The following is a 21600-nucleotide window of genomic DNA, read 5'->3' on the forward strand; positions in this document are numbered from 1 at the left end:
CGGTCATCACCGGCGTGCTGTACACGGCAGCCACCCGCCGCCCGCCTTCAGCGGCGCCGGCAACCTGCCGGCCAACAAGACCCTGTCCGGCATCAAGTCGAAAGAGCACCAGGGCGGCCAGTACAACGAACTGCTGTTCGACGACACACCTGGCGAAGTGCGCGCCAAGCTCAGCAGCGAGCACGGCCAGACGCAGCTCAACCAGGGCTACCTCACCCACCCCAGAACCGACGGCAAAGCCACGCCGCGCGGCGAGGGCTTCGAACTGCGCACCGACCGCCACGGCGCCATCCGCGCCGGCCACGGCCTGCTGCTCAGCACCGAAGCGCAGCCCTCAGCCTCCGGCAAACAACTGGCGCGCGACGGCGCGCAAAGCCAGCTCGACGCCGCGCTGAGCCTGAGCCAATCGCTGGGCGAGACCGCTACCGCGCAGCTGGCCGACTCTGTCGAAACCGGGCCCACCGAGATCAAGCCCGACAACGGCAAAGGCGCGAACAAAGCCGACGGCCACCTGCAACACCACGTGCAGGCACTGAAAGCGTGGGAGGCGGGAACCAACACCGACAAAGACAGCAAAGCTGCCAACGAGTCATTCCCTCGCGACGCTTCGCTACCTCGCTCGGTCGCCGGCCAACAACCGCTGATGATCCTCAGCGCCCCGGCCGGCCTCGCCGCGACCACCGACAACAGCCTCACCCTGGCCGCCGGCACCAATCTCGACCAAATAGCCCAGCGCGACACCCAGCAGACCTCGGGCCGGCGCTGGCTGCACAACGTGGGGCAGCACATCAGCCTGTTCGTCGCCGGAGTGAAGGACTCAATCAGCCTCAAGCTGATCGCGGCCAAGGGCAAGGTGCAGGTCCAGGCGCAGAGCGATGCGATGGAGCTGACTGCAGACAGGGATGTGACCATCACCTCCTGCAAGGGCAAGGTGGTGATCAGCGCCAAGCACGACATCCTGCTCACCAGCGGCGGCGGTTACATCCGGCTTTCGGGCGGCAATATCGACATCCACTGCCCGGATACCGTCAGCATCAAAGGGGCGGATCATGCGCTGACTGGACCGGCCACTCTGCCCGTCAGCTTTCCGCCACTCCCCCAACCCGGCAAGCACTGGATTGCCGCCAGCCTGATGGATGCAGAAGGCAAGCCCATTGCTGATGCCAAATACAAAATCCGCTTCGATGGCGGTATGACTCTGGCCGGCACCTTGGACCAGGCCGGGGTTGGCCAACGCCACCAGGCTGTCCCGCTGGAACCTGCGCAAGTGTCTTACGAATTGCCGTCACCGAAACCGGAAGCCGAAGTAGATCCACTCTCCCTGCTGCAGCAACAGATTGAACAAAAATTACCCGCTGGCGGTAATGGAGGGAATACGTAATGGATGAGCTGGAACAGGCTCTGGCCTGGTTTCAAAGCGCCCCCAAGAGTTGGCTAGATAGTGCCGGCGACAAATTGCAGGCAACTGGCCTATGGATTTGGGCGGTGATCCAGGGAGACTTCAACGACAATCAGAGCACTGGCCAAGTCGTCACCGGCACATTGATCTCCATGATCCCCTTCGTGGACCAGATCTGCGATGTGCGCGACCTGGTGGCGAACTGCCGCAACATCTCGAAAGACAGCAACAACACCGGTGCCTGGGTAGCGTTGGCACTGACCTTGGTCGGCCTGTTCCCTGTACTGGGCTCCTTTGCCAAGGGTGCGTGCAAGGTGATGTTCCTGTACCTGCGCAAGGCCGGTTTTAACATGGCCGGGAAAATCGCCGACAAGAAGGCCTTTGAATCAGCCATTGGTGGCCTGAACAAGCTGCTAGACCAGCCAGCAGTACGCAAGACGCTGAGTGTGCTGCGCATTTATAACCCCTACCGTTACCTTGCCGAGCAGGTACGTAAGCTGCAGGCCAAGATCAAGCTGAACCAGCTGCTGACGGCCTACGACAAACTGGCTGGGGTTGCCAAAGCCATCCTGCAGCGGGCGGCGGACTGGGGACCGGCATCAATCAAGCAACCGGTACAAAACACCATCCAGTTGATTGCCGACGTGCGCAACAAGGCTAATGACGGCTTGAAGAAAGCCATCGGACCGCTGAATGAAACGCTGGGGCGGCTGGCGCGTCGATTGGATATCGAGGGCGACAAAGCCTACCGCGCGGTGGTGGATAAAACCAACCCGCACACCTTCCGGCGCATCGATGAAGCCACCGAGGCGGCGCTGATCCGTCAGCACAAACCCGAGTGGGCGGATATCACAGAAAAAGTTGCATTTCGACCGCTTAGAAATCTACCTCTTTCGGCTCACGACAAAATCCGCGCCGGCTGGCCCAATATCGAAAAAAACAGTCCCAACGGCACGCTAAAACGCAAATTCAATACCTTCGATAACAGCATGCGAGCCAGCGAGGTGATGCCCGGCGAAACCCTCTACCGGGTGGTAGACCCCAAGTCCAACGACAACAGCTACTGCTGGATGCGCGAGGCCGAATTCAAGGCGCTAAAGAGCAAGGCCGACTGGCGACGGCGCTTCGCGGTATGGAAGGGCTGGAACGACAACGGCGAATACGTCACCTACACCGTGCCACCCGGTGCCCCGCTCAAAGTGTGGGAAGGCCGCGCAGCGACACAGGCATCCGAAGCAGACGAGTTGATCAAACTTCAAGGCGGCAGCGTACAAATCGTGGTGGACCCAACGCAGCTTCAAAAGGAATACACCGGCAAGCGCCAGCCTACCGGCTGGGGCTACACCGACGGCGAGTTTCCCAGCGACAGCGATGCCTTTATCGGCATTCCTCGCCTGACCCACAACTGGTACGGTAACTAGACAGGACATCAATACCATGGCCCAACTTCACCCGCAGGAATGCTACCTGCTGGAATACCTGACCTCGCTGGAGCACTTTTGCAATATTCGCGACGCGATGATCGAAGCAGTAAAACTCGGAGAGCAATGCCTGGACGACTATATGCAACAGGCACCGGCCGACCTGCGCCGCCGTCATACCAGCCTGCAACCGGACATCGTCTGGGGCGGGCGGGTGCTACCCAATCTGCGCAACAGTCGTGACAGGCTAATCAAAGGTTGCATCCTGCGCAGCCACGACGACCCGCAGGCATTCCGGGGGGGGGTTGGACTTCAGGGCGACTACATCAACAAGGGCATTGGCGAGTTCGACGCCAGCTGGATGCCGAAACAGCTGGGCACGGCGTTTTGGGATGCACTTTACAAGGCCATCCCGCTTGATAGCACGACTGGGGCAACGCTCAGTGGCTCATGGCAAGCTGGTGATTTAAGCTGGAGCCTTGACTTCAATAAGCTTAATGGAGTTCTGGAGGGCGTGCTGGGAGGGGCTGATATTTGCCTCCCCGAATACATTCCGCTGTATGAACTGGACCCCACCGTGGTGATCCGTCCCGGCGACAAGGTACCCGAATGTGGCATCTATTTGCCCAATGTGGACAATGTGGCAGCCCAGTTTCTGCACGTCGGGCGGGGTACTTTACCTGGAGAAGCCGAAATCGAGGTCAGGCAAGGGCTAACGAAAGACGAGTATGGCGACTGGATCGATGAGCAAGACGTCGTGCCCGACACCTGGACGCTGATCCGCCGCATACCCAACCGCTTCATCGCCGTACCGCCAGAAGGCTTCTATCCCAAGGACAAACCCAGCAGTGGTCGCGTCGAAGCTGGCCAGCCCTGCCCGCAGGCAGGGCTCTGGTGGACTCCCGCCAAGCCGAATGCGCGGCAGCGCTTCGCAGCGGGCGACGTGATGCCGGACTACCCCGATTCCCGCTACGGCGCCACCATCTGGTATCGCGAAGCCGAGTAAACGTTGGCCACCATATATCCACCTTTGCCCCATATAAAGACAGCATGCCTAGACATGGCGAGGCTAACAGCGATAAGCGATGAGAAAGCAGCCATCGGCAACGGATGCCATGACAAAAATCACTATTAAGTACGGCGAACTGAACTCAGGAATGGCTTTGTATGAGTCTGTGTGAAGCCGATTGCCGCGCGGTGGCCCTTTGTGCTTACGGAAATGCCTTTTTGGCTGATCGTTTAACACTGGAAGATTTTCATCAGCATGCCGCATTTGCTGACGTGGCGATTCAGTTTCGTGACCAAGAAGGGCCACTGTGGACAGCGGACTATATTCAATGGCTGCTTTTCATGCGCCAGCGAGGCATTTCGCGCCTTGTTTTGCTAAACGACGAACGTTTACTGGCATATTTTCCACATATTGAGTCACCTCCTTCCCTGGGTGCACTACTGTGTTTAGGTGGTGAAGAAACGGAGTTATGGATAAGGCAAAAAGAACCTGTGCTTTTTACTAGCATTAGCAGCCATTACCCGCATTGTGCCCACTGGGCGGCTCCAATCGATACTTACTGGCAAAAGCCATTATCGCCTCCTTGGACGGAGATCAATACCACGGACTGGAGCGAACTGAAGACCCAATGCCTGGAACAGGTAATGAATAGCCCACTGGAAGAAGTACGCCGCATTTGGCGGTCGTGGCAGGCTGCGCCTTGCCAACCATATATCGGGCCATATACCGTGAGTATCGAATGGCAAGCATTGCCGCTGACTCCCTATAACCCAGCGTCCGAATGCGGCCATATGCTGCTACAGCTCTTGAATCGTCTGGATAGTTGGTATCAAAACTTCACCCATGGCAAGAATGATAATAGCCCATTCTGGACGTTCAGCAGAGAAGAACAAAATGCACTGGGTGCATGGCATGACAAAATTCAGTACTGGCAGTATCGTTGCTTACTGGCACTGGCTAATCAAAGCGATGCCTCTAATACCCCCGCTACCACCGAGTGGAAAAATGTTACCACCCTATCTCAAACGCCATTCGACACTACAGTTATGCCTCCGGCCAGAAAAATTTTCTTGCACAGCACAATTTCTTTTGTACGGACCCTGGCATTACTGATTGGATTTGGTACTGCACTATTTTATTTATTCAAGAACTATTGGTGGTCAACGCTGGCTGTTGTGGTCTTTATCTTGCTAGCGAACAATCGTCAACAATAAGCCGAAGGCTACCGCGATAACGTCGTGGAAGCTGGCTGCTTAATTTCAGTAAGGCATGTTTCTCGCAGACTAAAGGTTTGCGGCGGGCGACATCATGACAGTTCCACCATCAGGTATTGCGCAGCAGAATAAGCCTAAACGTTGCCCGCTGCATGCTCATGCTAACCAACCTTCTGCCGTTACCGATTGAGACTCCACATGGTTCACCTGTGCCTGCAGGTATATTCCCTACTAAACACCACTTGCTGCCGAACTGACCTCCCCCCCCATTTACCTTCATTTTGCATTACGGATTTGCGACATCACCCAAGACAAACACGACACCCTTTTTTTGTATACAAAATACAATTTTTGGCCGTTCTCCATTCTGCAAGCCTTGCAGCCAAATGCAAAAAACATCAATGCCAAAGTCATTTATTGATCAGAAAAAGGGCTATTGAGCCCCCCCTCCCCCTTGTGACACTCTGAACCCGCCTACCCTCCACCAAAAGGGGGGAGCGACCAAAGAGAACCGGAGGAGAATGACATGAGAAAGACTGCACTATCGCTGTTGCTGGCTGTGTCCATGGTCCCGCTGATGGCCCAGGCGGAAACGATCCGATTCGGCATTGACGGTAACTACCCACCCTTCGCCAAGCAGGCGGCCGACGGTCATCTGGAAGGGTTCGACGTGGATATCGCGCTGTCGCTGTGCGAGGCGATGAAAGCGACCTGCGAGATCGTGCCGCAGGAGTGGGACGGTCTGATACCGGCCCTCAATGCCGGCAAGTTCGACGCCATTCTCTCTTCGATGCAGATCACCGACGAGCGCAAGAGGGCGGTCGACTTCACCAACCGCTACTACCAGACGCCGAGCCGCATGGTCACCAAGAGCGGCGTGGTCAAGGTGACCAAGGACGACTTCAGCGGCAAGCGCATCGGCGTGCTGCGCGCCTCGACCGAGGAGCGCTATGCCAAGGACCACTGGGGCAAAAAGGGGGTACAGATCGTCAATTACGGCAAGGTCACCGAGGCCTTTCTCGACTTGAAGACCGAGCGGCTGGACGGCGTGTTCGTCGACCAGGTCGTGGCCGATAGCGAATTCCTGAAGCGCGGCGGCACGCCGGCCTACGCCTTTGCCGGTCCGGGGATTTCCGATACCAGGTATTTCGGCTACGGTGCCGGCATCGCCGTGAAGAAGGGCAACAACGCGCTGCGCGAGCGCTTGAACAAGGCGATCGAGACCATCCGCAGCAACGGCGTGTACCAGAAGGTGCAGAAGAAATACTTCAACTTCGACATCTACGGTAGCTGATAACGCCAACCGCACCGTAACCGATTCGACGTTCAACGCAGTGGAGCACAGGCATGGCAGGTCCTCGCATCATCATCGATCTTGATCGTATCGAAGAAAACACAAGAGTGCTGGTCGAGGCCTGCCGGACGCAGGGCATCCAGGTCGCCGGCGTCACCAAGTCGGCCTGTGGCTCGCCTCGGGTAGCGCGTGCCATGGTACGCGGCGGGGTGGCGCAGATCGCCGACTCGCGCCTCGACAACATCGTGCGGCTGCGGCGCGACGGCATCTCCGTGCCGCTGATGCTGATCCGCGCCCCGGCCCCGGCCGAGGCGGAACAGGTGGTGCGCCACGCCGATATCAGCCTCAACTCGGAACTGCAGACGCTGCAGGCGCTGTCGCGTGCGGCAGTACAGCTCGGCGTGGTGCACGATGTCGTGCTGATGATCGACCTGGGCGACCTGCGCGAGGGCATCCTGCCCCACGAGACCATGGACTACGTCGAACAGATCCTGGCGCTCGCCGGGGTGCGTCTGATCGGGGTCGGTACCAACCTGGCCTGCGTCGGCGGCATCCAGCCCACCGTCGACAACCTGTCCAATCTGGCCTATCTCGCCGATGAAATCCGCCGTCGCCACGCCATCGAACTACCCATCGTCTCAGGCGGCAACACCTTCTCGCTTCCGCTCTTGGAACAGGGACAGCTGCCGGCAGGCATCAACCACCTGCGCCTGGGCGCCAGCATCATGCTGGCCGAATCACCCACTCCGCCGGGGCTGTATGGAAAGTTGCACAAGGACGCCTACACCCTGACGGCAGACGTGATCGAAGCCAAGACCAAGCCGTCGCGCCCCTACGGGCTGTCCGGCGAGGACGCCTTCGGCCGCCGCCCGGTGTTCGACGGCGAAGATCGCCCTGCGCGCCGGCTGATCCTGGCCATGGGACGCGAGGACATCGCCCCCGAGGGGCTACGTCCCACCGACGAGCGTCTGCAGGTACTGGGTGCCAGCAGCGACCATCTGATCGTCGACGCCAGCGCGGCAGAGGCGGCCTACCGACTGGGCGACAGCGTCGCCTTCACGCTGGACTATGGCGCGCTCCTGATGGCGATGACCTCACCCTACGTGGCAAAAGAATACCGCCTGCGCCGCGCCGAAGCGGCGAAGGCGATCGTGATCAAGCTGTTCAACCTGGTGGAAAAGCTGACCGATGCTTGTGAGCCGCTCGCGAGCCACCTGCTGCTCAGCGGCCTGCGCGAGGAACTGGAGCCGATCGGGCACGAGTGCATCGAGCACGGCAAGAAGAGTGCCGACAGCTTCTTCTGGAAGGCGCCGGTCGACAACGACGACCTGTACGGCCTGTTCTACCGCTCGTTCCGGCAGATCCCGCTGATCCTGAGCGGCGGCACCTGGTACGACACGCCGATCCCGGTCGGCCACGTCGCGGGCCAGGACACCGGCGCCATCGTGTTCACCTCGCGTGGCAACATCGACCGGCTGCTCACACTGAAGAAGCAGAAGCGCGGACCGAGCCTGGAAAACACCGTGCTGATCGGCGTGCGCCACACCAGCCTGGAGGACAAGGCGCTGCTCGACGACTACGGCGTGCGGCTGATCACCATCGACGAGATCGACCGCCACGGCCTGGCGAGCCTGATGCCAAAAACCATCGCCGCGGTCGGCCAGGGGGTGGTCGGGCTGCACGTGCACTTCGATATCGACGTCATGGACGGCCGCGACCTGGGACGCGACGACCCGACCCACCTGGGCGGGCTGACCTATCGCGAAGCGCACTTCGCGATGGAGCTGATCCACGAGAGCGGCCTGTTGCAGACCGTCTCGCTCGGCGGCCTGTCCGCCGAAGCCGACGCCGGCGGACGGCTGGCCCGTTTCGTCAACGGTCTCCTGGCCTCGCTCTTGGGACGCAAGGTGGTCAAGAAGATCGGTACGGCGACCGTGTAACGCCGCTTTGCCATCCACGAGGGCGGCCTTTGCCGCCGCTCCCCTCCTGCACTCGGCCACCCAGCCTTTATAATGGGCGGTTCCATTCCTGCCAGCCGAGACGTCCATGAGCCTGCAATCCGTCCGCGATTTCTTTGCCCAATCCGGGCACGACATCCCCATCATCGAACTCGACACCAGCACCGCCACCGTGGCGCTGGCGGCCGAGGCGCACGGCGTCGAGCCGGGGCGCATCGCCAAGACGCTGGCGTTCCGTCTCGCCGACGAACGGGTGGTTCTGGTGGTGGCGCGCGGCGATGCCCGCATCGACAACCGCAAGTTCAAGGAGACCTTCGGCAAGGGCCGCATGCTGCCGGGCGAGGATGTGGAACGGCTGACCGGGCATCCGGTCGGCGGGGTCTGCCCGTTCGGCCTGGCCACGCCGCTGCCGGTCTATCTGGACGAATCGCTCAGGGACTTCGACGAGGTGATGCCGGCGGCCGGCGGCGTGCACACCGCGGTACGCATCAGCCCGCAAAGGTTGGCCGAAGTGGTCGGCGGCGAGTGGGTTGCGGTGTGCCAGCCGGTGGTGGAACCCGCCTGAAGCAACCACCAGCCAATCCTCTCGAGCGTAGCGAGGCGCCCTTACAGGGCAAGGACGGACGGCGTGCCAATCTATCGCTGAGCCAATCTCTGCGAGGGATTGGAAATCGACGAGCAGTGGCCGGAATTAAATACTTAGGTGGCGAGGCCCGGCTCTGCCGGGTCCTGTAAAAACGCATCAAAACACGTGGCCTGCAGCCTGAAACCCGACGCTGTGGCGTCGGGTTTTTCATTTATCAGACCAGCACCGCTCAGCCGAGGTAGCGCCGCTCCAGGTGGGCGCGGAAATAGGCCGGATTGAGCGCCTCGCCGGTGGCGCGTTCCACCAGTTCGCCGGTCTCCCAGCGGCTGCCCTGGGACCAGATGTGCCGGTCCAGCCAATCGAACACCGGGGCCAGATTGCCGGCGGCGATCTGTGCGTCCAAGTCTGGCTGTTGCCGGCGCAGGGCGGCGAAATACTGCGCGGCGTACATCGCCCCCAGCGTGTAGCTGGGGAAATAGCCGAAGCTGCCGTCGGTCCAGTGAATGTCCTGCAGGCAACCGTCGCGGAAGTTGCCGCGCGTGTCGACGCCGAGGTAGGCCTGCATCTTCTCGTCCCACAACGCAGGGATGTCCTCGGCCTCGATCTCGCCCTCGATCAGCGCGCGCTCGATCTCGAAGCGCAGGATGATGTGCGCCGGGTAGGTCAGCTCGTCGGCGTCGACGCGGATGAAGCCGGGCTGCACCCGGGTGTAGAGCCGCGCCAGGTTGGCCGAAGAGAACGCCTCCTGTTCGCCCAGATGCCGTCGCACCAGCGGCGCGATCAGTTCGAGGAAGGCCGGGCTGCGCCCGAGCTGCATCTCGAACGACAGGCTCTGGCTTTCGTGGATGCCCATCGAACGCGCCTGCCCCACCGGCTGGCTGAGCCAGTCGCGCGGCAGTCCCTGCTCGTAGCGGGCATGCCCGGTCTCGTGCACGATGCCCATCAGGCTCTGCACGAAGTCGTCCTCGCGGTAGCGCGTGGTGATGCGCACGTCCTCGGCGACACCGCCACAGAACGGGTGCACGCTGACGTCGAGCCGGCCGCCGTCGAAATCGAAACCGAGCAGCTTCATCACGTCGAGCCCGAGCGCGCGCTGCCGCTCGACCGCAAACGGCCCGGCCGGGGCCAGTACGGTTTCCCCTTCCTGGCGTTCCCGCACCTGCCGGATCAGTCCGGGCAACCAGCCCTTCACTTCCTCGAACACCCGCTCGATCTCGGCACTGCTCATGCCGGGCTCGAACTTGTCCATCAGCGCGTCGTAGGGACGCACCCCGGTGGCCTCGGCCAACCTTTGCGCCTCCTCGCGCGACAGCCGCACCACCTCGCGGAAATTGGCGAGAAACCCCGGCCAGTCGTTGGCCGGGCGCTGCGTGCGCCAGGCGTGTTCGCAGCGCGAGCCCGCCAGCGCCTTGGCCTCCACCAGCGCCTCGGGCAGCAGGTTGGCCTGCTCCCAGCTGCGGCGGATCTCGCGCAGGTTGGCGCGCTCCATGTCGTCCAGCGGCTCGTCCTCGGCGGCGGCGATCTGGCCCGCCAGGCCCGGCTCGGTCAGGGTGCGATGGATCAGCACCTGCAGCTCGGCCAACGCCGCAGCCCGGGCTTCGTTGCCCTTGGCCGGCATCATCGTGGCCTGGTCCCACGAGGCGATGGCGTGGAGGTGGTGGTAACGGTAGAGGCGGGTGAAGCGTTCCGCGAGCGCGGAATAGGCGGAAAGAGTGGTCATGGCGGCTCCCGGTGTCGTGCCGGACAGTGTAATTCCAAATCGCACGGGAAACGAGAACGCGGCGCCGATGCCGCATTCCACCCGCCTACGCGCGTTCAAGACGAAAAAGGAGCACGCGCGGCAGCGGCGGGCGAAGGCGACGCCCGCTCAGAACGGGGTCATCATGGTGCTGCGTTCGGCGGCGGGCGGGAACGACAGCCAGTAGTAGAAGTACTCGCGCGCCAGCTGCAGGAAGGCGACGCGCGACTCGTTGTCGTCGAACGTCAACTGCAACAGCATGGCGTCGACCACGATGCGGTAGTTTTCCGGCTTGTAGGGCTGGCCGTCGAGCAGGTACAGCATGGCCTTGAGAATCTGCTCGCGCGGCGCGATCTGGCGCTCCTTCATGCCCCCCTCGAACAGCTTGCCGAGGTAGATTTCCAACGACGGCGGAAAGCGGTCGAAACCCGCTTGCTTCATGCGCTGCAGCAGCTCGTCCAGCGAGGCCGCGATGTCCATGCGCGGGTTGTGGATGGTGAAGCCGGAACGGGAGGTCAGCTCGGCCAGCTTCTTTATGTCGCCCAGCCAGAAGTAATAGTATTCGCGCGCGCAGGTCAGCGCGGTGACCCGGTCCTCGTGCGGGCAGCGCTCGAGGTAGACGTCCACCGCCCGCCGGAACAACTCGATATCCTTGGGGTGGCCGTCGAGCAGCGCCGTCAGCTTCTTCAACAGCTGGCGGCGCTCCGACACCACCTGCTCGGTGGCCCCCTTGCGGTGAATCAGGTTCAGGTACGCCTCGAGGGCGTCCTCGATGTCCTTCATGCCAGCTCCTGTGCTTCGTCCAGCTGATGCGCCATCACCCCGGCCTCGAGCGCGGCGGTGCGGATGACATTCCATTCATTGTCGGAAAACTCGATGCCATTAGCCAGATGATCGGCACGTCGGCGCGCCTCCGGCTCCCCCGCCCATCTGCACCGGGTCGCCACCTTCCTGCGCCGGCGACGACTTGATGTACTCGGTCATGGCATCGTACTCGGCCTGCAGCCACGGCAGCGAGCCGGTTTGCGCCGGGTCGACCACGAACGCCGTCATCTGGTTCAGGATGCCACCCTGGCGCGGCCGCTCCCGGCTGCGAGGTGCCGCCGCCCGAGAGCAGCCCGGCAAGAAACTCGGTGGCGGCGAGCAAGCCGCCGCCCTTGTGGTGCGCCATCGGCCGTAGCGTGCCCTGCGGCTCCTCCCACATCACGCGCGGGTCATGGGAGGGATGGCCGGCGTGGTTCTGCAGCACCGGCTCCTCGAAACGCTGCCCGGCCAGATAGGCCACCCGCGTCTTGCCGTAGGACACCCGGCTGGTGGCGAAATCGAGGATGAAGGCCGGGTGCTTGTCGGTGCCCGGAAAGGCGATGCAGATCGGATTGCCGCCGAAGCGTCCGGCGGTCCCGCCAAACGGCGACACCATCGGCGTGTGCACGTCGGTGACGTTGACGAAGAACAGCCCGACCAGGCCGGCGTTGGCCAGCTGCTCGCCGTAGCAGCCGATGCGCCCCATGTGATGGGCGTTGCGCACCGTGAGCAGGGCCACCCCGGTTTCCCGCACGCGCCAGATGGCGGCATCCACCGCCTCGCGCGCGACGCGCTGGCCGAAACCGCGCTCGCCGGAAAACTGCAGGATCGCCCCGGCGTCACGCACCAGCCGGGCCGCCTGGTTGGGACGCAGCGTCTTGTTGCGGACGCTGGCGACGTAAAACGGCAGCATGCCGATGCCGTGGCTGGGGTGGCCACGCAGATTGGCCTCGACCAGGTGCCGGCTGACTATGACGGCTTCTTTTTCCTTGCAACCCAGGGCTTTCAACACCAGTCGGGACACATGCTCCAGCTGCTTTGCTGCCAGTTTCATCGTCATCCTCCTTTATGTTTTGATTTTTTGTGCTGCTGCCACTTCCCTCATCGACCGATCCGCCACTCACGCTCAGCAGGACGGTATTGCCAACTCCAGTCGCACGTCCTGACCCACCATGCGCAGGTCACGGACCACCACATTCCTTTTCCCGGCCAGCGACTCCAGCACCGGCCAGCCAAACAAACCCTGCGCCGCGTCGCCCAGCAGCGTCGGCGCCAGGTACAGCATGATCTCGTCGACCAGCCCGGCCTGCAGCAAGGCGCCGTTGAGCCCGGCCCCCGCCTCGACCATCAGCTCACCCACGCCTTCCTGCGCCAGGCGCGCCAGCAGGGCGGCCAGATCGACCCGGCCGGCGGTATCGCCCAGCACCCACACCGTCACCCCCTGCTCCAGGTAAGGCTGGTGGCGCGCCGCGTCGGCGACCGCCGTGGCAAGGATGGTTTCGCCGTCGCGGTAGATGCGCGCCCCAGGCGACGTCTGCAACCGGCTGTCCACCACCACCCGCCGCGGCTGGCGCGGGGTAAACACCTCGCGCACTGTCAGCTGCGGATCGTCCGCCAGCACCGTCCCGCTGCCGGTCAGGATGGCGCAGGAACGGGCGCGCAGGCGATGCACGTCGCGCCGCGCATCGGGGCCGGTAATCCACTGGCTGGCGCCGTTCAACAAGGCGGTCTTGCCGTCCAGCGAGGCGGCCGCCTTCAGCGTCACCCACGGCCGGCCGCGCTCGGCGCGCGACAAGAAACCCTTGTTGAGGCGCCGCGCCTCGGCCTCCAGCAAGCCCACCGCCACCTCGATGCCAGCAGCGCGCAACATATCCAGGCCACGCCCGGCCACTTCGTGATACGGATCCTGCATCGCCGCCACCACGCGGCCGACACCGGCCTCGATCAGGCCCTTGGCACACGGCGGGGTGCGCCCATAGTGGCTGCACGGCTCCAGCGTCACGTAGGCGGTGGCGCCGCGCGCGAGCTCGCCCGCCATGCGCAGGGCGTGCACCTCGGCATGCGGGGTGCCGGCCGCGATATGCCAGCCCTCGCCCACGACCTCGCCGTCACGCACGACGACACAGCCGACCCGGGGGTTCGGCGTGGTGGTGTACAGGCCTTGTTCGGCCAACCTCAGTGCCTGCGCCATCATGGCGTGGTCAACCGCGGAAAACGTCATGGGCTCTCTCACGAGGATTTCTGGATTTCCTTGATCGCCTCGGAAAACTCCGAGACGTCCTGGAAACTGCGATATACCGAGGCAAAACGGATATAGGCTACTTTATCCAGTTTCGCCAACTCATTCATCACCATCTCGCCGATCTGGCGCGAACTGACCTCGCGCTCGCCCAGCTGCAGCAGGCGGTGGCAGATACGGTCGATGGCGTCGTCGACCAGCGCGGTCGGCACCGGGCGCTTGTGCAGCGCGCGCAGGAAGCTGGTGCGCACCCGCTCGACATCGAACTCGGAACGATGCCCACCCGACTTCACCACCTGCGGCATGCGCACGTCGGCGGTTTCGAAGGTGGTAAACCGCTTTTCACACGCCAGGCAGCGGCGGCGGCGGCGGATGCTGGTGCCGTCTTCGCTGACGCGGGAATCGATCACCTGGGTGTCGGCGTTGCCGCAAAACGGACATTTCATGATGTGACGACCTGGCTAGTAATAATCCTACGATGGTATCAGCAAAGGTCGGGAGCGTTAACGCCACCGTTTCTGACGCTCGTCAAGAGAGCGCGTCGCCGCGCGGTGCCGCCGCGCCGCTCCACCTCGTTCGGGCCTACTCCAATCGGCCCACCAGGACGAGCACCGGACACCACCGCGCCGCCTTAAACCCCTGCCCGAAAAAACAAAAGCGGCCCGAAGGCCGCTTTCAGTATCACACAGGCGTGACAATTGGCTTACTTGGCCGCGTACACCGGCAGGCGCTGGCACAGCGCCTGGACTTCACCAGCCACGCGCGCGGTCACGGCCTCGTCGTTCGGCGCTTCCAGCACGTCGGCGATCAGGTTGGCCAGCAGCTTCGCTTCCGCCTCGCCGAAGCCGCGGCTGGTCATGGCCGGGGTGCCGATACGGACGCCGGAGGTCACGAACGGCTTTTCCGGGTCGTTCGGGATGGCGTTCTTGTTGACGGTGATGTGGGCGCGGCCCAGGGCGGCTTCGGCGTCCTTGCCGGTAATGCTCTTGGCTCGCAGGTCGACCAGGAACACGTGCGACTCGGTTTTACCCGACACGATGCGCAGACCGCGCTCGATCAGGGTCTCGGCCATCACCTTGGCGTTCTGCTTGACCTGCTGGGCGTAGGCCTTGAACTCCGGCGACGCGGCTTCCTTGAAGGCCACGGCCTTGGCGGCGATGACGTGCATCAGCGGACCGCCCTGCAGGCACGGGAAGATCGCCGAATTCAGCGCCTTCTCGTATTCCGCCTTGGCCAGGATCACGCCGCCGCGCGGGCCGCGCAGGGTCTTGTGCGTGGTGGTGGTGACGAAGTCGGCGAACGGCACCGGGTTCGGGTACTCACCGGCGGCCACCAGGCCGGCATAGTGAGCCATGTCGACGAACAGATAGGCACCCACTTCGTCGGCGATCTTGCGGAAACGCGCCCAGTCGATTTCCAGCGCGTAGGCGGAAGCACCGGCCACGATCATCTTCGGCTTGTGTTCGCGCGCCAGACGCTCGACGGCGTCGTAGTCCAGCACTTCGTTCTCGTCCAGGCCGTACGGCACCACGTTGTACAGTTTGCCGGAGATGTTCACCGACGCGCCGTGGGTCAGGTGACCGCCGTGCGCCAGGCTCATGCCGAGGATGGTGTCGCCCGGCTTCAGCACCGACACGTACACCGCCTGGTTGGCCTGCGAGCCGGAATGCGGCTGCACGTTGGCGTACTCGGCGCCGAACAGCGCCTTGAGGCGGTCGATCGCCAGCTGCTCCACCACGTCGACGTGTTCACAGCCGCCGTAGTAGCGCTTGCCCGGGTAGCCTTCGGCGTACTTGTTGGTCAGGACGGAACCTTGGGCTTCCATCACGGCAGGGCTGACGTAGTTTTCGGAGGCGATCAGTTCGACATGGTCTTCCTGACGGCGGTATTCGGCGTCCATCGCCGCGGACAGTTCCGGATCGTACTTGGCGATCGTCAGATCGGCTGCAAACATCTTTGACTCTTCCAATCAAAGGGTTAATCGAGATGCGCGATTTTACCTCAAATGCGCGGCCCATTGGTATGAGCAATTCGGGACATGAGCATGAATCCGGCTCATGTCCCGAGACATCATTCACTGCAGCGTCGAACCCGGCGCCGGGATATCGTCGGCGGTCAGGAACAGCGGAATGCCGTTCTGCTGATCCGGCTGTACCTGTGGCACCACGCGCACGTCACTCACCCGGCACTCGGCCATCAGTTCGCAGAACTGCGACGCGATCAGCGGCACCGAATCCAGCGGCGACAGCTGCCAGACGAAGCCCTCCCAGTTCTTCTCGTCGCCCGGAGCGGAGATGGTGCAACGCAGCTCGCCATTCTCATGCGCGGACAGCACCGCCACCGGCTCCTGCCCCATATCGCGCAGCTTGCGGATCATGCTGCTGGCAAAGGCCTGCAACGTCACTTCCTGGCGCGCGCTGCCGCCCGCCACTATGGCCTGCAGCAGCGCCTGCGGCGGACGTGCGATCGGGAACAGCGTCACACCGTCGGTTTTCAGCTGCTCGCCGAGGAACTTCATCAGTGGGATGCCCCACGGCCCGACCGCACCACCGAGCTTGACCGGGGCCGGCTCGCCCTCCTCCTGGATCGCCACGCCTATCAGGTAACGCAGGAACACGCCATCGTTTCTGACCGTGACGGCGGACGGTTCGAGCTCCAGCGGCAGACCGCGCGCGGCATCGGCCAGCGATCGGGTGAAGCGATAGAGCTGCGCCGAGGAGATGCCGGCCACCGTGTCCGGGTGCAGCAGCTTGCCCGACAAGAACACCTCGGCCCCCGGCGCGAACACGCCATGCTCGCGGAGTAGCGCGTTCAGTCCGTCCACATCCTCGATGCGCGCCGGCAACGTCGCCTCCGGCTTGGCCCCGGCCACCAGTACCAGCGGTACGGCGAAGATCACGGCATGGCGCCCCTCCGGCTGCTCGGCGGCGGCACGCAGGGCTTCCCACAGCACACGGTAAGCGGCCTGCGACGGCACCATCGCCAGCGCCACCGACAGCGTCAGCACATCGCCGCGCTCCAGGATGTCGGCCACGGCCTGCTTGAGCGAGACCCGGCACGCTTCCCGGTCGCTATCGGACGCCGCATTCAACACCAACAGGGTGTAATGAATCAGCATGTTGCTGGGCATGGGATCAGAGTACAGGCGGGGATCGGGGAGAGCGGGATGCAGCATGGACATGAGGAAATCCTGCGTCAGGGATAAAAGGAAAGATTGTCGCACAGCGGCAGGCCAGCGGGGAGAGGGGTACTTGATTTTCGATTAGTAACACTCGGATGTTCCAATGTGCGACATCGAAGCATCTTTTTCGTGCATTGCAACACTTTGCTGTTGACAGCCCCCGCACCAATCTGGATAATCTGTCCTTGTTGAGACGCAGCAATTGCTTCTTGATAGTTTCTCCTCTATTTCTCCTTTGTAGACTTGGCGCGGACAAATGTCCGCGCATTTTTTTTGCCTATTCCCCGCCTTTCCTCCCGACAAAGCCCTTGATTTTCATCAAATCAGCCCCACTTTGTTTAAAGTAAGCTGAAAACCCTGCCCTACCTGGTGTTATGCCGGCCGCGGCAAGAACCCGGCCCGTCATGCGCCGTTACCCGGACACATCGGGAACGGCACCATTGCAGTGCAAAAGCGGGGGCGGATAAATTTGTGCGATGCACCAAGTTTATTCTTCATTTCTTGTGCGACAAAAACAAAACCGAACATTTCCATGTTCGGTTGTGAATTGTTCGCACGACATCCCTGCACCTCGCCGACAGCACGATTGTGCCAGTCGAGTTCAGAGCAGCCGCGCCCAAAAAAGTTCCATGGCATAACGATACCCCGCGCCAAAATCTGATGAAGCAACAACTCCGCCACGAAAGTGACTGCATGCGACACCAGATGCTGGCATATGCTCAGAGGGACCCAGAGCCCGTTCACGATCTTGCTGCGTATCCCCGACCGGGGCTCATGTGCACTTCGTGCGAATCTTCCGCTGGGCGCCTCGAAAATAGACACAGGGATTCGCTCCGCGATCGGAAATCCTCATTTACTCCCGTACATTCCGGTTACTGCACTGCTCTTCACCCCGCTGAGGGCGGCTTGCGACAGATCGTGAACAAGCTCTAAGGCCTGATACTTCTTCTGTCTCCCGGCAACAGGCAATGGTTTAGATTGGCACTAACGTCGGGAAAAGGATGCCAGCGTCACGACTGCCGACGCGGCTTCCCATAGAGCGCGCGCAGTTCGTCCTTCGCCTGCTCCAGGAGCTGGCGCTGCGGTGCGGAGAGCTGGCGCCCGGCGCGGTTGATATAGAAGGAGAGCATCGACATCGCCGAGCGGAAGGGGCCTGCCTTTCGCCGGTCGCTTCGCTCGGCCGACCGCATCAGCGCCAGGGCGATCTCTCGCGGGTTATCTAGCGTGAACACACCGGTCTCCAGATCCAGCGCATTGCTGCTCTCCGTCACTTGTCGTGACCACCGCTGTCGTTCCTGGGCCATCGTTCCCGCCAATCCGATTCAGGCATGTTCCTGCCTCCAGCGTGGTGCATTCCACACACGAAGCGACCACCGGCGAGGTTCATCATCTCTTTAATCCAAGAGGCAAGAACCAATATCATTCACCAGCCGGCATGGGGCAAGACTCCCTCCCCCCCATTCTAGGCACGGAACGGAAGAGACGGGGACAAGCGACAGTTCCTTTGGGATGAGCCGAAAAACAAAAACGGCAGCTCATCCGAGCTGCCGTTTTTGTTACTGCCAAGCAATTTAACCACCTCGATAATGGAGAGGCCGAAGTTTGCCAGGCTGGCGGCGGATCGCCCCGCCTTGCGGGACATCCGCCCTACTTACTTGTGCTCCACCTGCGACACGTCGCGCACCGCGCCGGTGTCAGCGCTGGTGGTCATCGCCGCGTAGGCGCGCAGCGCGGCGCTTACCGTGCGTTGACGGTCTAGCGGTTTCCAGGCGTCCTTGCCACGCGCTTCCATCTTGGCCCGGCGATGCGCCAGTTCCTCGTCGGAGACGGCGAGGCGGATGGTGCGGTTCGGGATGTCGATTTCCAGCGTATCGCCCTCTTCCGCCAGGCCGATCGCGCCGCCTTCGGCCGCTTCCGGCGAGACGTGGCCGATAGACAGACCGGAGGTGCCGCCGGAGAAGCGGCCGTCGGTCAACAGCGCACACGCCTTGCCCAGCCCCTTCGACTTGAGATAACTGGTCGGATAGAGCATTTCCTGCATGCCCGGGCCGCCCTTCGGACCTTCGTAACGGATCAGCACCACGTCGCCGGCGACGATCTGGTCGGCCAGAATCGCTTCTACCGAGGCATCCTGGCTTTCAAAGATGCGCACGCGGCCGGTGAACTTGAGGATGGAGTCGTCCACGCCGGCGGTCTTCACGATGCAGCCGCGCTCGGCGATGTTGCCGTACAGCACGGCCAGCCCGCCGTCCTGGCTGTAGGCGTGCTCCTTGTCGCGGATGCAGCCTTCGGCGCGGTCGTCGTCCAGCGTCGGATAGCGCATGCTCTGGCTGAAGGCGATGGTGGTGGCGACACCGCCCGGCGCGGCGCGGTAGAAGCGGTGTGCTTCGCTGTCCGGCGCGTTGCGACGGATGTCCCAGGCTTCCAGCCCTTCGGCCAGGGTCTTGCTATGCACGGTCGGCACGTCGCGGTGGATCAGGCCGGCGCGGTCGAGCTCCGAGAGGATGGCCACCACGCCGCCGGCGCGGTGCACGTCTTCCATATGGTACTTCTGGGTGGCCGGCGCCACCTTGGACAGGCACGGCACTGCGCGCGAGATGCGGTCGATGTCGGCCATCTTGAAGTCGACGCCGGCTTCGTTGGCGGCGGCCAAAAGATGCAGCACGGTATTGGTGGAACCGCCCATCGCCACGTCCAGGCTCATGGCGTTCTCGAACGCCTGCTTGGAGCCGATGGCGCGCGGCAGCACCGATTCGTCGTCCTGCTCATAGTAGCGGCGGGCCAGTTCGACAATGGTGCGGCCGGCCTTGAGGAACAGTTCCTTGCGGTCGGCGTGGGTGGCGAGCAGGCTGCCGTTGCCCGGCAGGCTGAGGCCCAGCGCCTCGGTCAGGCAGTTCATCGAGTTGGCGGTGAACATGCCGGAACAGGAACCGCAGGTCGGGCAGGCGGAGCGTTCGACACGGTCGACGTCCTCGTCGGATACCGCGCTGTTGGCCGCCTCGACCATGGCATCGACCAGGTCCAGCTTGCGGATGTCGTTGCCCCACTGCACCTTGCCGGCTTCCATCGGGCCGCCGGAGACGAACACCACCGGGATGTTGAGGCGCATCGCGGCCATCAGCATGCCGGGAGTGATCTTGTCGCAGTTGGAGATGCACACCAGCGCGTCGGCGCAGTGGGCGTTGACCATGTATTCGACGCTGTCGGCGATCAGGTCGCGCGAGGGCAGCGAGTACAGCATGCCGCCGTGCCCCATGGCGATGCCGTCGTCGACGGCGATGGTGTTGAATTCCTTGGCGACGCCGCCGGCCTTTTCGATTTCCCGCGCCACCAGCTGGCCCATGTTCTGCAGGTGAACGTGGCCCGGTACGAACTGGGTAAAGGAGTTGGCGATGGCGATGATCGGCTTGCCGAAGTCGTCGTCTTTCATGCCGGTGGCACGCCAGAGGGCGCGGGCACCCGCCATGTTGCGGCCGGAAGTCGAGGTACGGGAACGGTATTGGGGCATTGCGAATCCTTCAGTCTCAATCGGTAGCGGAAAGCCGGTTCGCCAGGGACGCCAGCGGCGGGTAGCCGCGACGCAGTCCGGACATCGGGTGCCAGAATGTCGAACGGCCGCGTGGGCTGCCTTGCTTGCAGCGCGACGCGGGGGAACGCTTTCCGTATAATTTCGTCATCTCTCTTTTACCGCAAACGCACATCGCTGACAAATGTTCATTCATCCCCAGTTCGACCCGGTGGCGATCAAGCTTGGCCCGCTCGCCGTTCATTGGTATGGCCTGATGTACCTGTTGGGTTTTCTGCTGTTCATCGGGCTGGGCAACCTCCGCCTGAAGCAGGGTCATGCCTTCCTCACACCCAAGCTGCTGGACGACCTCTTGATGTACGGGGTGCTGGGAGTGGTGCTGGGGGGGCGGCTGGGTGAAGTGCTGTTCTACCAGCCGGCGTATTACTTCAGCCATCCGCAGGAAATCCTGATGGTCTGGAAGGGCGGGATGTCGTTCCACGGCGGCTTCCTCGGGGTGCTGGTCGGCATGCTGCTGTTTGCGCGCAAGCATGGCCGCAGCTTCTGGGAGCTGACCGACTTCATCGCGCCGCTGGTGCCGCTGGGTCTGGCGGCCGGCCGCGTCGGCAACTTCATCAACGGCGAGCTGTGGGGCCGGGTGACCAGCCCGAATGCGCCGTGGGCCATGCTGTTTCCGCAAGCCCGCCTCGACGACATGGCGCAGGCACAGCAGTCACCCGAGTTGATGGCGCAGCTGATGCAGTACGGTGCACTGCCGCGCCACCCCTCGCAGCTGTATCAGTTTGCACTGGAGGGACTGACGCTGTTCATCATTCTGTGGTGGTTCAGCGCCAAGCCGCGCGCGCGCGGCCAGGTCTCGGCGCTGTTCCTGATCGGCTACGGCTTCTTCCGCTTTGTGGCGGAGTTCTTCCGCTCGCCGGACGCCGGCATTTTCGGTCAGTCCTACACCATCAGCATGGGCCAGTGGCTGAGTCTGCCGATGATCGTGCTGGGCGTGGTGCTGTTTGTCTGGTTTGGCCGGCACCAGTCGCGTTAAAATTGTTTTTTTAAGAACCTAATCCTAGTAGGCGTGCGAGCCAAGGCAGGTTGAGTGTTTCCGGAGCACAGGAACCGGAATGTACACGGAGTACATGAGGGTTCCGAATCGCTGGGCAAATCGAAGATTTGTACGCAGTCCGCCGACACTCAAGATGTGAAGGCACAACCGCCTAATAGGATAGGTTCTAAGAGT

At 62.6% G+C, this 21600-nt stretch carries 17 protein-coding genes and 1 pseudogene; 8 read left to right on the forward strand and 10 right to left on the reverse strand.

Annotation, left to right across the window (positions count from 1 at the left end; translation table 11 throughout):
- The 7 genes and pseudogenes from FURADRAFT_RS05110 to FURADRAFT_RS05135 form a co-directional block, all read left to right on the forward strand.
- Positions 1–1381: pseudogene (locus tag FURADRAFT_RS05110) on the forward strand (DUF2345 domain-containing protein); the annotation flags it as partial.
- The gene (locus tag FURADRAFT_RS05115) at positions 1381–2820 is read left to right on the forward strand and encodes a hypothetical protein (RefSeq protein ID WP_008953056.1); all 1440 of its coding nucleotides are present in this window, start codon (positions 1381–1383) and stop codon (positions 2818–2820) included. The pseudogene FURADRAFT_RS05110 and the gene FURADRAFT_RS05115, both read left to right, overlap by 1 nt.
- 16 nt (positions 2821–2836) lie before the next feature.
- Entirely contained in the window at positions 2837–3826 is a 990-nt protein-coding gene (locus FURADRAFT_RS05120; protein WP_008953057.1) for a hypothetical protein, read from the forward strand.
- A 161-nt stretch (positions 3827–3987) separates the two neighbouring features.
- Positions 3988–5043 carry a hypothetical protein gene (locus FURADRAFT_RS20445; RefSeq protein WP_008953058.1) on the forward strand — a complete coding sequence of 352 codons (1056 nt, stop codon included), beginning with the start codon at positions 3988–3990 and terminating at the stop codon, positions 5041–5043.
- Positions 5044–5569: 526 nt separating this feature from the next.
- On the forward strand, positions 5570–6337 hold the full coding sequence (locus FURADRAFT_RS05125; RefSeq protein WP_008953059.1) for a transporter substrate-binding domain-containing protein: 768 nt from the start codon (positions 5570–5572) through the stop codon (positions 6335–6337).
- A gap of 53 nt (positions 6338–6390) precedes the next feature.
- Entirely contained in the window at positions 6391–8277 is a 1887-nt protein-coding gene (locus FURADRAFT_RS05130; RefSeq protein WP_008953060.1) for an alanine racemase, read from the forward strand.
- Between the two features lie 106 nt (positions 8278–8383).
- Positions 8384–8860 (forward strand): YbaK/EbsC family protein, encoded by a 477-nt coding sequence (locus FURADRAFT_RS05135; RefSeq protein ID WP_008953061.1) that lies wholly within the window; start codon positions 8384–8386, stop codon positions 8858–8860.
- Between the two features lie 250 nt (positions 8861–9110).
- Here FURADRAFT_RS05135 and FURADRAFT_RS05140 read toward each other — a convergent pair whose 3' ends face one another.
- From FURADRAFT_RS05140 to ilvD, 10 genes are all read right to left on the reverse strand, one after another.
- Positions 9111–10601 (reverse strand): carboxypeptidase M32, encoded by a 1491-nt coding sequence (locus FURADRAFT_RS05140; RefSeq protein ID WP_008953062.1) that lies wholly within the window; start codon positions 10599–10601, stop codon positions 9111–9113.
- Between the two features lie 147 nt (positions 10602–10748).
- Entirely contained in the window at positions 10749–11402 is a 654-nt protein-coding gene (locus FURADRAFT_RS05145; RefSeq protein ID WP_008953063.1) for a hypothetical protein, read from the reverse strand.
- A 34-nt stretch (positions 11403–11436) separates the two neighbouring features.
- Positions 11437–12477: an Ldh family oxidoreductase gene (locus tag FURADRAFT_RS05150; RefSeq protein ID WP_008953064.1), complete on the reverse strand. Its 1041-nt coding sequence runs from the start codon at positions 12475–12477 to the stop codon at positions 11437–11439.
- A 72-nt stretch (positions 12478–12549) separates the two neighbouring features.
- Positions 12550–13644 carry a bifunctional diaminohydroxyphosphoribosylaminopyrimidine deaminase/5-amino-6-(5-phosphoribosylamino)uracil reductase RibD gene (ribD, locus tag FURADRAFT_RS05155; RefSeq protein WP_008953065.1) on the reverse strand — a complete coding sequence of 365 codons (1095 nt, stop codon included), beginning with the start codon at positions 13642–13644 and terminating at the stop codon, positions 12550–12552.
- 8 nt (positions 13645–13652) lie between these two features.
- Positions 13653–14108 carry a transcriptional regulator NrdR gene (gene nrdR / locus FURADRAFT_RS05160; RefSeq protein WP_008953066.1) on the reverse strand — a complete coding sequence of 152 codons (456 nt, stop codon included), beginning with the start codon at positions 14106–14108 and terminating at the stop codon, positions 13653–13655.
- A 257-nt stretch (positions 14109–14365) separates the two neighbouring features.
- Positions 14366–15616, reverse strand: a complete 1251-nt coding sequence (glyA, locus tag FURADRAFT_RS05165) for a serine hydroxymethyltransferase (RefSeq protein WP_008953067.1) — start codon at positions 15614–15616, stop codon at positions 14366–14368.
- Between the two features lie 120 nt (positions 15617–15736).
- Complete coding sequence (locus FURADRAFT_RS05170) at positions 15737–16843, reverse strand: hypothetical protein (protein ID WP_008953068.1); 1107 nt, start codon at positions 16841–16843, stop codon at positions 15737–15739.
- Positions 16844–17245: 402 nt separating this feature from the next.
- Entirely contained in the window at positions 17246–17524 is a 279-nt protein-coding gene (locus FURADRAFT_RS20450; protein ID WP_150105019.1) for a hypothetical protein, read from the reverse strand.
- Positions 17525–17853: 329 nt separating this feature from the next.
- On the reverse strand, positions 17854–18147 hold the full coding sequence (locus FURADRAFT_RS05175; RefSeq protein ID WP_008953069.1) for a DUF3175 domain-containing protein: 294 nt from the start codon (positions 18145–18147) through the stop codon (positions 17854–17856).
- Between the two features lie 347 nt (positions 18148–18494).
- Entirely contained in the window at positions 18495–20351 is a 1857-nt protein-coding gene (gene ilvD, locus FURADRAFT_RS05180; protein ID WP_008953071.1) for a dihydroxy-acid dehydratase, read from the reverse strand.
- A 202-nt stretch (positions 20352–20553) separates the two neighbouring features.
- Here ilvD and lgt point away from each other — a divergent pair, with 202 nt between their 5' ends.
- Positions 20554–21405, forward strand: a complete 852-nt coding sequence (gene lgt, locus FURADRAFT_RS05185; RefSeq protein WP_008953072.1) for a prolipoprotein diacylglyceryl transferase — start codon at positions 20554–20556, stop codon at positions 21403–21405.
- The last annotated feature ends 195 nt before the right edge of the window (positions 21406–21600 follow it).

The sequence above is a fragment of the Pseudogulbenkiania ferrooxidans 2002 genome, assembly GCF_000174355.1.
GTDB classification, from domain to species: Bacteria; Pseudomonadota; Gammaproteobacteria; order Burkholderiales; family Chromobacteriaceae; genus Pseudogulbenkiania; species Pseudogulbenkiania ferrooxidans.